This window comes from Neobacillus drentensis, assembly GCF_036966985.1.
GTDB classification, from domain to species: Bacteria; Bacillota; Bacilli; order Bacillales; family Cytobacillaceae; genus Neobacillus; species Neobacillus drentensis_E.
On sequence record NZ_JBALSN010000371.1, the window covers coordinates 1 to 12,129 of the forward strand.

Annotated in this window: 10 protein-coding genes; 7 read left to right on the forward strand and 3 right to left on the reverse strand. The window is 37.5% G+C overall.

Going from position 1 to position 12,129, the window contains the following annotated elements:
- On the forward strand, nt 1-1,213 hold a 1,213-nt coding region (locus tag V7659_RS22305; RefSeq protein ID WP_335542369.1), incomplete at its 5' end, for a helix-turn-helix domain-containing protein.
- A 412-nt stretch (nt 1,214-1,625) separates the two neighbouring features.
- Here the strand turns inward: V7659_RS22305 and V7659_RS22310 are convergent.
- Both V7659_RS22310 and V7659_RS22315 read right to left on the reverse strand, forming a co-directional pair.
- On the reverse strand, nt 1,626-1,817 hold the full coding sequence (locus V7659_RS22310; protein ID WP_335542371.1) for a hypothetical protein: 192 nt from the start codon (nt 1,815-1,817) through the stop codon (nt 1,626-1,628).
- 359 nt (nt 1,818-2,176) lie between these two features.
- Complete coding sequence (locus V7659_RS22315) at nt 2,177-3,730, reverse strand: ABC-F family ATP-binding cassette domain-containing protein (RefSeq protein WP_283877776.1); 1,554 nt, start codon at nt 3,728-3,730, stop codon at nt 2,177-2,179.
- A 357-nt stretch (nt 3,731-4,087) separates the two neighbouring features.
- On the opposite strand from V7659_RS22315, the gene V7659_RS22320 reads away from it, so the two are divergent.
- The 6 genes from V7659_RS22320 (at nt 4,088) to V7659_RS22345 (ending at nt 11,213) form a co-directional block, all read left to right on the forward strand.
- Entirely contained in the window at nt 4,088-4,579 is a 492-nt protein-coding gene (locus tag V7659_RS22320) for a sigma-70 family RNA polymerase sigma factor (protein WP_335542374.1), read from the forward strand.
- On the forward strand, nt 4,572-5,597 hold the full coding sequence (locus V7659_RS22325) for an anti-sigma factor (RefSeq protein WP_335542376.1): 1,026 nt from the start codon (nt 4,572-4,574) through the stop codon (nt 5,595-5,597). Before V7659_RS22320 ends, V7659_RS22325 begins: the two co-directional genes overlap by 8 nt.
- Nucleotides 5,582-5,899, forward strand: coding sequence for a hypothetical protein (locus tag V7659_RS22330; protein ID WP_335542378.1), 318 nt, complete (start codon nt 5,582-5,584; stop codon nt 5,897-5,899). The genes V7659_RS22325 and V7659_RS22330 overlap by 16 nt, the downstream gene beginning before the upstream one ends.
- Nucleotides 5,900-6,320: 421 nt before the next feature.
- Entirely contained in the window at nt 6,321-8,186 is a 1,866-nt protein-coding gene (locus V7659_RS22335) for a beta-glucoside-specific PTS transporter subunit IIABC (protein WP_335542380.1), read from the forward strand.
- Nucleotides 8,187-8,291: 105 nt separating this feature from the next.
- The gene (locus tag V7659_RS22340) at nt 8,292-9,725 is read left to right on the forward strand and encodes a glycoside hydrolase family 1 protein (RefSeq protein WP_335542382.1); all 1,434 of its coding nucleotides are present in this window, start codon (nt 8,292-8,294) and stop codon (nt 9,723-9,725) included.
- A 75-nt stretch (nt 9,726-9,800) separates the two neighbouring features.
- Nucleotides 9,801-11,213, forward strand: a complete 1,413-nt coding sequence (locus V7659_RS22345) for a glycoside hydrolase family 1 protein (RefSeq protein ID WP_335542384.1) — start codon at nt 9,801-9,803, stop codon at nt 11,211-11,213.
- 79 nt (nt 11,214-11,292) lie between these two features.
- Here the strand turns inward: V7659_RS22345 and V7659_RS22350 are convergent.
- On the reverse strand, nt 11,293-12,129 hold an 837-nt coding region (locus V7659_RS22350; RefSeq protein ID WP_335542386.1), incomplete at its 5' end, for a LysR family transcriptional regulator.

The following is a 12,129-nucleotide window of genomic DNA, read 5'->3' on the forward strand; positions in this document are numbered from 1 at the left end:
AATCGTTAGTTCTATTAAAAATGCTATTTTAAAAATAGAAAAAATAAAAACTGAAAAACAAACGACCGAGCGGATTAATGAATATCAAACGGCCTTAGAAGAAAAGCGCGTTCTTGATTATATTTTAGGACAAAGATTTGCTGTCTCTGAAAATGACCAAAAGCTAAAAAGTTTTTCTTTTTTAAACATTAGCTTGAAAGGGTTTGCCTGGGAAGATTCAAAAGACACGGAAAAAATTCAAGTTTCCTTAGAGCGTGTAAAAAACCTATTGGAAAACAGGAAAATAGAGAGTTTTATCTATACCATTGATAGTGAAATCGTTATTATGTTTTCAAACGCTGGTTCAGATCTTGGGAATGACTTGGTTCAGGATTTTGTGTCGTTGATCTATCATGATATGAAAATAAGACCGATGGTTGGCATCAGCAATGTCTATGAAACTATTTCTGACATAAAGAAAGCCTACAGTGAAGCAAAAGAAGCTTTGAAAAATGGTATTTTTTCAAACCAATTAATAACCTATTATAAAGAATTAGAAAAGTTCAATCATTCATTTGGCAACCGCATTATTGAAAAAATTGATACATTTTTTAATGATAAAAGCCCGGATCTTCTTAGGAGCATGAATCAGTTCATGGACAAAGTTTTTCTCGATTGTCAAAAGAGCAGTCTGCCTTCTGAAAAATCAAAATACGTATGTTTTAAAATCGTTAATCATTTTTTGGAATATATCGAAAGTGAATTTGAAGTAAATAAAACTGGCGGCGAAAGATATTTAGTTTACCAAGAATTAAATCAATTACAGTCATTGGAAGAAATCAAAGTTTGGCTTGAACAATTTATTGAGCAATCAACAGCTTTTTTAAATGAGAACCACGTGTCCTATAATGAAAAATTAATCATTGATTTAAAGAGCTTCATAAATGCTAATTATAAGGAACCAATTGTTCTAGATGATTTAGGCAAGCTGTTCCACAAGAACCCTGCCTATCTATGCAGCTTGTTTTCTAAGGCAGTTGGCAACACTATATTTGAATATATTACAAAGGTTCGATTAAATAATGCCAAAAAACTGCTAAGAACCTCAAATTTAAAAGTATCCGAAATTTGTAAACAGGTAGGTTACGAAAATCAAAAATACTTTAATCAAGTCTTCAAGAAAAATATCGGAACAACCCCAGGTCTCTACCGTTCACAACACATATTGAAGTAAATGTTGGACGAGTGTTATTTGTTGGTAAGCCCGCTTGAATCTATATGCAAATTGCAAATAATTCAATTAAGCCCTGGAGGCGATCGGTAAATGAATCGACAAAGATGCACCTGCGAAATATCTTCACAAAAATAGTAGCGAGACTTATTTTCTGAGTTCTCTATATATGCAATGCTTTTATATCCTTCTCCTTTCCTTCTAAAGTGGTCTGCCTCCTAGAGTACCAGTCCACTTCGTAGCTTAGTTCATTCGGAACTAGGCTATTTCATTTTATTAAACAAAAAGCACCACAAATACGGTGCAAATTTATATACATTTTATTGTACATTTTTAGCTGTAAATTCACGTTTTGTTATTGGAAACGGAACCCGTTAGATTTTGAATCACTCTTTTTGTTTTCCTCAATCTCATTTTATAACATCTTCTTAAAATCTTCTTCATTGATGATCTCTAGTTCTTTTCCCTCGTTAATCAGTTTTTCAGCTTTTATCAATTTAGAGGATTTACCGCCTTTAATAATTACATCCTTTAAGTTGCCGAGGATGATATAATTGGTGTCTTTACTGATTCCATTTTGAGGATGGCCACCATTGCTGGCAACCAATAAAGCTGCTTAATTACGGGTAAAACCATTCAGTCTGCCGGTAAAAACGATGTTTTTCTAGTAAAAAGGACTATCTACATCCGCATCTTCCAAGACTTCAATTTCAAATAAGTACAGTCGGTTTTTCATTTTATTGCTAACCAGAATGGAACGGTATTTTTATCGAGAAAGGATTACAGTCCACTCACGTGGAAGCTGTTGCAAAATTAATATTGAAATAGATAGAAGCTCATTCTAACATTAGTTTATTTGAGCTTTTTTAAGAAATCTAAAAGTATATTTTTATAAAAATTTTGGATGGTTAATAAAAAGGGGTACCCAAGTGAATTTTTATTCATTGGGTACCCCTTAAGCTTTATTTAAAACACTTTCGTAGTCCAATCCTCACAATTCCAAATATCGGTCGCAATTTCACGATAGAAATCTGGTTCGTGGGATACCATCAAGATACTTCCGCGGTAAGCCTTTAAAGCACGCTTCAATTCTTCTTTTGCGTCCACATCCAAGTGATTGGTAGGTTCGTCTAGAATTAATAAATTCGTTTCTGTGTTAATAATTTTACACAATCGAACTTTGGCTTTTTCACCACCGGAAAGGACTTCGACTTTACTTTCAATATGTTTCGTCGTTAATCCACATTTTGCAAGAGCAGCACGGACTTCAGCCTGATTCATACTTGGGAACTCGCTCCAAATCTCTTCAATACAAGTGTTGTAATTGGACTGTTTAACTTCCTGCTCGAAGTAGCCGATGTGTTGATACTCACCACGTTCCACTTTACCCGAAATTGGATCAATCAACCCAAGAATACTTTTTAAAAGAGTAGACTTACCAATACCGTTTGCACCCACGAATGCAATTTTTTGCCCGCGTTCCATTTTCAAATTCAAAGGGCGAGAAAGTGGTTCATTGTAACCAATAACAAGATCTTCAGCCGTGAAAATATATCGACTAGCTGTACGAGCTTCCTTGAAGTTAAACTCTGGTTTTGGCTTCTCTTTCCCCAATTCAATAATTTCCATTTTATCGAGCTTCTTCTGACGAGACATCGCCATATTACGAGTCGCAACACTTGCCTTGTTACGAGCAACGAAATCCTTCAAATTAGCAATTTCTTGTTGTTGACGCTTGTAAGCAGACTCTAACTGTTGCTTCTTCATTTCATATATATTTAAGAAGTTATCATAGTCACCAACATAGCGATTCAACTCTTGGTTTTCCATATGATAGATCAAGTTAACAACATTGTTCAAGAATGGAATATCATGTGAAATCAAGATAAATGCATTCTCATATTCCTGTAAATAGCGCTTCAACCATTCGATATGCTGTTCATCCAAATAGTTCGTAGGCTCGTCTAGTAATAGGATTTCAGGCTTTTCTAGCAAAAGCTTAGCTAGCAAAACTTTCGTACGTTGACCACCGCTAAGATCATCAACATCTCGATCAAGTCCAACATCGTCTAATCCTAGACCACGAGCAACTTCCTCAACTTTTGAATTAATTTGATAGAAATCATTACTATCTAGAGTTTCTTGTAGCTCTCCAACTTCTGCAAGTAATGCATCGATATCAGCACCTTCATCACCCATTTTTGCATAAAGTTCGTTGATCTCTGATTCAGCATCAAATAGATATTGAAAAGCAGTACTCAAAGCGTCACGCATCGTAGTACCTTTTTGAAGTACAGCATGCTGATCTAAATAACCAACACGAACTTTTCGTGACCACTCAACTTTCCCCTCGTCGGGTTTCAACTTTCCAGTAACAATATTCATGAAAGTAGACTTACCCTCACCATTTGCCCCAACTAGTCCAACGTGCTCTCCTTTTAAAAGTCGAAAAGACACATCATTAAAAATCGCACGATCACCGAAACCGTGACTTAAATTTTTTACGTTTAATACGCTCATTTTTTTAACTCCTTATCTAATATCACATGTGGATATTTTACTAGATTTTTGCTGCTTCTTCTATCTTAAAGTTATTTTTGTGAAAAATGTAATTCGATTTTGGGGCTAAATTGAAGTCGCCCCTTCTCAATTAGTTGATATTATTGAATTATTAACTTGGTGTATAACAATTGGGTAAAAGTCTAGTATACAACCGAAACTGAAGGCAGGATATGAGTTGTTTTCATATGGAAATAACTGTACAAAAAATGAAAGAATTGGTTGAGTTCTAAACTTGTAAAAAAATAGAAAATAATTTAACCGATTTTGCAACTTTTTATAAGGTTGTTTCGTGGATAGGTTGAAGGGGGGAAAGTGGTGGATTTAGATGAGGTGTTTGAAGCATATGTAGATGATCTTTATCGATACTTATATTCCCTTTCAAAAAATCACCATACGGCGGAGGATTTAGTCCAAGAGACGTTTTACCGGGCATACCTTCAACTGTCGGAAGATGACATTAACCATATTAAACCTTGGCTGTTTAAAGTGGCTTATCATGCCTTTATCGATTTTATTAGAAAGCATAAACGGCTGGTCATCACCGATGAGGTACTTAATCGAATGAGCATGAAAACACCGGAAATTGATCTTTTAGAAAAGGAAGGATTTTCCGCACTAATGAACGATATTCATTCATTAAAGGAAACCGAAATGCATGCACTGGTTCTTTGTGACCTGCATCAGTTGAGTTTAAAAGAAGCGGCTGAAATTCTTCAATTAAATTTGAATACGCTGAAGAGCCATTTATCAAGGGGAAGAAAAATGGTGGTTGAAAGGGTCAAGGAAAGGAGAAGGCAGGATGGATAAAAATCAAAATCAAAACGATGAGGAACTTTATCAATCTTTTTTAAATGAATCGGTGCAGGACTATGAAAAAAGCCATAAAGTACCGGAAGAGAAACAAAAACGGCTAATTAAAGCCGGGAGAAACCATGCCATGCAGACAAACATTATGATTAGCCTGGCCATCTTACTATTATTTGTGCCGGTCCTCACCTTAAGCAGCTATTTGTATTACTCGATTGGTGGAAGGGCGAACCATCTAATTGATATCGCCACCAAAACCATTTATGTAACGGAACCGAACATGAGTTTAGAGGAGATGGAGTTAGAAGAGGATATCGGATTTTTTACGATGAATATCTACTTTGATGTGTTTAAGCGAATTGGGAAAGAGGATTATAAAGCGGGGGAATACTCGGTTCGGTTTGCGCTGAATAATCCCAATTTCCCCAAGCGTAATATGAAGCTTGAGAGGCCGCTTCCAATTTCGGGGAGCATGGAGACAGACAGGCTTTATCATCCGGACGGTCCCTCTGGCAAAAACATCTATTCGGACTGGGATATTCTCGATCACCTTCCCGATGGAACGGTGGGGGAGATTTATCTTTCGTTGAATCAATTAATGAAGCCGGAGGAGCTTAAAAAACAGCTCGGGAATAATGTCGAGGTCAGATGGGTTGCCGTTGACACGGGGCTTGAGGATAAGAACTTATATGAAGCGGGACATTCTGTTGCGCCAATCGGCTATCCGTTGCAGGCCGATGCCACTACTTGGTCACCATTTAATGGCAGGGAGAAGTCAAATGAGGAGGTATTTTTAGACATTTTAAAGTTCCTGGCTAAGGATGAAAAAACCGCCGAGAAAATATCGCGGGCAAAATCTTTAGCATTAAAAGAAAGAATACCATACATCGAGAAAAATGGGATTCATATCTATGGAGGAGTTATCACCGGACCAACTCCAGAATTAAGAAAACTGAAAGATAATCCTCTGATCAGAGTAATGAAAGTGGGGGAAGTGAAGTTATGGAACTGGAAATGAAAAATAAGAACAAAGGAAAACAAAAAAAACTGCAGACGATATCGGGATTCCTATCCTTCTTAATTGCTCTTCTCGCACTGGCGGGGGTCAATATTGCATTATTAATGGAAATTGATGATTTTCCGAAAATGTTTCTCGTCGATCTGCCGATTGTTGGGTTTTTCCTAGGGCTGTTTGGTTTGATTACATCCAAAAGATCGAGATTATATGCTCTTTGGGGGATAGGGATTAGTTCGTTTATTTTAGTTTTTACATTTTTAATGATAGGGCTTTCTTGGGTGGGGATTAATCCGAAGCCTTGATATGTTCATGTGTACTTAATTTTTTCGAATTAATGGCTGAACTCCTGGTAAATAGATCCTAAAATTTTTTTGAAAGAAAGCGTTGACTTGGAATGAAAGCGGATGCTATTATGTGTGTACAAATTAATTAATTTTTTAGGATTGTTACTGATCAAGCAGGCAAAACCTAAATTGTATGTTTATCACTTTTATGGTGTATAGCATGCAATTTAGGTTTTTTTTATTCCTAAAGCCGAAGTACAGTTGCAGGGACTGGCCAGAACTTACAACTCGCTTCGGTAGTATACAAAATAATACTTTTAACACAGGATTGTTACTGGTAATGCAGGCAAAACCTGAGGAACACGAGTGGGGACCATTGGGTCATTTCTAACTCATGTTACTCAGGTTATTTTTTTACAAAAAATCAGGAGGTATAACCATGGACTACAAAAAAACAGCCATAAGCATCATTGAATTAGTCGGTGGAGAAGGTAATGTTCAAAACGTTATTCACTGTATGACAAGACTACGTTTCAATTTACAGGATCAAAGTAAGGTAGATCGTAAAAGATTAGAAAAAGTTCCTGGTATCATGGGCATAAATGTAAGCGGTGACCAATTCCAGATTATTATCGGAAACGACGTCCCAAAAGTATATAATGCCATCTTAGAAAACAGCGCAATTAAAATTGATAGCAAGACTAAGCAATCTGCGAAAAAACAAAATCCAATCAATGCAATATTCGATGTGATTTCAGGTGCGTTCACACCACTTCTCCCTGCCATCGCCGGTGCCGGTATGATCAAAGGGATTCTAGCCATTGCAATTGCCTTTGGATGGACGACAGATAAGAGTCAACTATATACCATTTTAAACGCTATTGGTGATGGGGCATTTTACTTCTTGCCGATTCTTTTAGCAGTAAGTTTAGCAAAAAAGTTTGGAAGCAATATGTATGTAGCAGCTGCTATTGGAGCAGCACTCCTACACCCAACGTTAACCGCATTATTAGGTGCAGGTAAACCGGTTGCATTCCTGGGTATCCCTGTAACAGCTGTTACTTATTCTTCAACTGTTATTCCAATCCTTCTAGCGATTTGGATTGCAGCTTATGTAGAAAAATGGGTTGATCGAATTATTCCAAGCATGTTTAAGCTGATATTAGTTCCAACTTTAACATTGCTTATCATCGTACCAGTTACATTAATCGCAGTTGGACCACTAGGTTCTATTATCGGGAACTGGCTTTCTTTAGGGGTTGGTGCATTATTTGAACATGGATGGATCTTTGCAGGTTTAATCTTAGGAGGTACATGGTCATTAATCATTATGACCGGTATGCATTACGCATTTCTTCCTGTTGTAATGAACAATCTTACAACTAAAGGCTACGACGTGATCTTGCCTTCTATGTTTATGGCGAACATGGGGCAAGCTGGGGCAACGTTTGCAGTATCCTTACGTTCTAAAAACAAGTCATTCAAGTCTCTTGCGATGACAACAAGCTTAACAGCTATTATGGGTGTTACAGAGCCAGCCATGTATGGTGTTAACATGCGCCTTAAGAAACCATTTATCGGCGGATTAATTGGTGGTGCTGTTGGTGGAGCATACTACAGTGCTGTAGGTGTAAAATATTTCATTCTTGGTGGTAACGTTGGTTTACCAGGTGTTGCTTCCTTTATCGGATCTACATTTATTTTAGCTATTATTGGATTACCAATTGCTTTCGCAGCAGGTGCCATCGCTACTTTCATTATGGGATTTGAAGATGTAGAACGTGAAGGAGAGCAAGATACTACAACAGTAGAAGAAACAAACACATTTGACACAAAGTCTGAATTAGTTGTAGCAGCAGAACAAGTATTCAGCCCATTAAAAGGGGAAGTAAAAGCATTAAGCGAAGTAAATGACCCAACTTTCTCAACTGGAATCATGGGCAAAGGTTTAGCTATCCAGCCGCAGGAAGGAAAAGTAGTTTCTCCTGTTACTGGAAGAGTAACGACTATTTTTAAAACGAAGCATGCGATCGGCATTACAAGTGATAATGGAGCAGAAATCCTAATCCATGTTGGTTTAGATACGGTAAGATTACAAGGAAAACATTTCACAGCACATGTGAAAGACGGCGACTTTATTGAAGTGGGCCAAACTCTTGTAACCTTTGATATGGATGCAATCAAGGCAGAAGGGTATGACTTAATGACTCCAGTCATTATTACAAATCCTGACCGTTATCAAACAATTGAACCTGTTAAACAAGGGAAAATCAATACACGTGAGGCATTCCTAGCATTGCAATAATATGAAAGTAGGGGAAATCTAATTTCCACTGACTTTCTACATATTAAACCATGTACTAACTAACGCTGATCAATGGATTTATAAAAAACTTAGAGGTGAATGAAAATGAATCGTAAATTTCCAGAAGGCTTTTTATGGGGCGGAGCAACTGCTGCTAATCAATTAGAAGGAGCATCACAAGAAGGCGGTAAAGGTTTAAACCTTGCCGATGTACTCCCTGGTGGAAAAGTTCGTTTAGAACTCCTTATGAAACCTGGCTTCAATTATGAGATTGACGAAAGTAAGTATCACTATCCAAATCACGAAGCAATTGATTTTTACCATCGCTATAAAGAAGATATCGCTCTTTTTGCGGAAATGGGTTTTAAAGTATTCCGTATGTCTATTGCTTGGTCACGTATTTTCCCAAGAGGGGACGAAGAAACTCCTAATGAGGAAGGTTTAGCTTTTTACGACCGAGTATTTGATGAGTTACACAAACATGGTATTGAACCAGTAGTAACCATTTCTCACTATGAAACACCGCTGCACCTTATTAAAGAATATGGTGCCTGGAAAAATCGAAAACTCATTGGGTTCTTTGAGCGTTATGCAAGAACTGTTTTTAATCGTTATAAAGATAAAGTAAAGTATTGGATGACTTTTAATGAGATCAATGGAGCGACACATTTCCCGCTTTTTGGTTTAGGTTTTTCTGCCTCTAGTGAAGATGCACGCCTGCAAGAAAGTTTCCAAGGACTTCATCATCAATTTGTGGCTAGTGCCCTAGCTGTAAAAATCGGACACGAAATCATTCCTGGTTCGCAAATTGGATGTATGCTTGTATATGCTCCAGTGTATGCTTTCGATAGCAACCCTGATAATGTCATGCATGCTTTAAAAGAAGAACAAATTTTTAACTACTATTGTGGAGATGTTCAAGTTCGTGGGGAATATCCTGCATTCGCCAAACGTTACTTTAAAGAAAATGGTATTGAACTAGACATTCAAGATGGCGATTTAGAGATTATTAAAGAAGGTACGGTCGATTATATTGGATTTAGTTATTATATGTCCCGCACTGAAAAGAAAGAAAAAACAAATGAAGAAAGTTCATCTGGTAACATTATCGGTGGTGTAAAAAATCCTTTCCTTAAAGCAAGTGACTGGGGCTGGGAGATTGACCCTGAAGGTCTTCGAATCTCATTAAACAAACTTTATGATCGCTATCAAGTACCTTTATTCATTGTAGAAAATGGTCTAGGGGCAAAAGATAAAGTAGAAGCAGATGGCTCCATCAATGATGATTATCGCATCGATTATTTAAGAGACCATATTAAAGCGATGGGTGAAGCGATCGAAGATGGTGTTAACCTAATCGGATACACTCCTTGGGGCTGTATCGACCTAGTCAGTGCCTCTACTGGTGAAATGTCTAAGCGTTACGGATTTATTTATGTTGATAGACATGACGACGGCAGCGGAACATTAGCACGCAGCAAGAAAAAGTCTTTCTACTGGTATAAAGATGTTATTGCTACAAACGGCGAACAACTTTAATCCTAATTCATGCCGGTAAACCATAATGGTTTTCGGCTTTTCTTTTTTTGAAAACTCAAATGGAGGTAATGGAAAATGAAACATAACAAACTTAAACCATTCCCAAAGGGCTTTTTCTGGGGAGGTTCCACATCAGCATATCAAATCGAAGGGGCTTGGAACGAAGATGGGAAAGGTCCATCTGTTATCGATATGGCGAAATATCCTGAAGGTACCACGGATTTTAAAGTAGCCAGCGACCATTATCATCATTACAAAGAAGACATTTCCTTATTAGCAGAAATGGGATATAAAGCATATCGTTTTTCGATTGCTTGGACAAGACTTTATCCAAATGGCTCTGGAGAACTGAATCCAAAGGGAATTGAGTTTTACAATAATTTAATCAATGAAATCGTCGCACATGGTATCGAGCCAATTGTTACAATGTATCATTTTGACCTGCCATATGCCCTGCAGCAAAAAGGCGGTTGGTCAAACCGGGAAACGATTGATGCCTTTGAAGTCTATGCTCAAACCCTATTTGAAAACTTCGGAGACCGTGTAAACTATTGGTTAACAATTAACGAACAAAATATGATGATCCTGCATGGTGATGCAATTGGAACCGTTGACCCTAACTTAGAAAATCCTAAGAAGGAATTGTATCAGCAAAACCACCACATGCTCGTAGCCCAAGCAAAGGCGATGAATTTGTGTCATCAAATGCTGCCAAATGCAAAAATTGGTCCGGCACCAAACATTGTATCCATCTATCCAGCTAGCTCAAAGCCTGAGGATATTATGGCTGCCCATAATTATTCAGCAATTCGCAATTGGCTTTACTTAGATATGGCTGTATTCGGCCGCTATAATGCAACTGCTTGGAACTATTTTCAAGAAAAAGGCTATGTGCCAACGATTCTTGATGGCGATATGGAAGTTTTAGCAAGCGCAAATCCTGACTTTATTGCTTTTAACTACTATACTTCCCAAACTGTAGCGGCAAGTGAAGAGGACGGTTCAGATGTCGGTCATACTGGAGACCAGCATATTACCATTGGCGAGCCAGGTGTATATAAAGGAGCGACCAATCCAAACCTGAAAAAGAATGAGTTTGGCTGGGAGATTGATCCAGTTGGTTTTAGAAACACATTAAGAGAAATTTATGACCGTTATAACCTTCCGTTAATTATAACCGAGAATGGTTTAGGAGCATTCGATAAGCTAGAAGAGGGTGACGTGGTTAATGACCCTTATCGTATAGACTTCTTACGAAAGCACATTGAGCAAATGCAGCTGGCAATCACTGATGGAGTTGAAGTATTCGGCTTTTGCCCATGGTCAGCGATTGATTTAATTAGTACCCATCAAGGATGCAGCAAGCGCTACGGTTTTATCTTTGTGAACCGTGATGAGTTTGATTTGAAAGACTTACGCCGTATTCGCAAGCAAAGTTTTTATTGGTATAAAGAGCTGATTGCAACGAATGGAGAGAAATTAATTTAATCTAAAAAGAGCTTGCCCCAGGGGGGCAAGCTCTTTTCTATTATCATCCCAAGTTATGGACAGCAAGAGTCCATTCCCATCATTGCTTTAATATATTGGACCAATACTCACTGGCAATCTTGATAAGTTCTTTTGCAGGATTACTTAAATAGGTGCCTTTTTTATAAGATGCACATACTTCCCAAACAGGTTTTTGTTTAATTAAGAAGTAAGAGACGTTAGGGTTATATTGGGCATATGCCATTGGAATGATGGAACAGCATATTCCTTCCGCTACCATATGATATAAGTTTTGGCCGCTCCTTGTTTCTAACAAGATATTTGGATTAAAATCCTCGTCGGCAGTGAGATTTTCATAAATTTCTCGAAGCGTTGATCCTGTTTGCATAAGGGCAAAAGTATCGTTTTTAAAACGATTTAAGCTTATTTCAGGAAGTTTATCACCGAATATTCCTCCTAAATGTGCAAGGGGATGTGCTTTGGGTACTGCTAAAAGAATATCTTCTGAACAGATATAGATATATTCATCATTTGTTTTTTGCGAATTTTGCAATGTTAAAAATCCAATATCAAGATTCCCCATTGATATTTCATGTTGTTGTTGTTTAACCGGTAGTTCAATGGGTTCCACTTTTACATTTGGATACTTTTTGTAAAAACTAGGATAGATAGATGCAAACATCTCGGGACCACGTTCGGGAGTTAAGCCAATACTAAGCTTTCCTTTCTTTATATCAATTAAATCATTAATTTGGTTGTAGGTGTCTTTTTTGATACGGACCATTTTTTTTGCATTCTCAATATATATTTCTCCTGCTTGTGTTGGATGCCAATTGGTTCTTGAACGAACAAAAAGTTGGGTTCCAAGATCTTTTTCTAATTTTAAGAGCTGCTGATTTAATGCTGATTGAGTGAT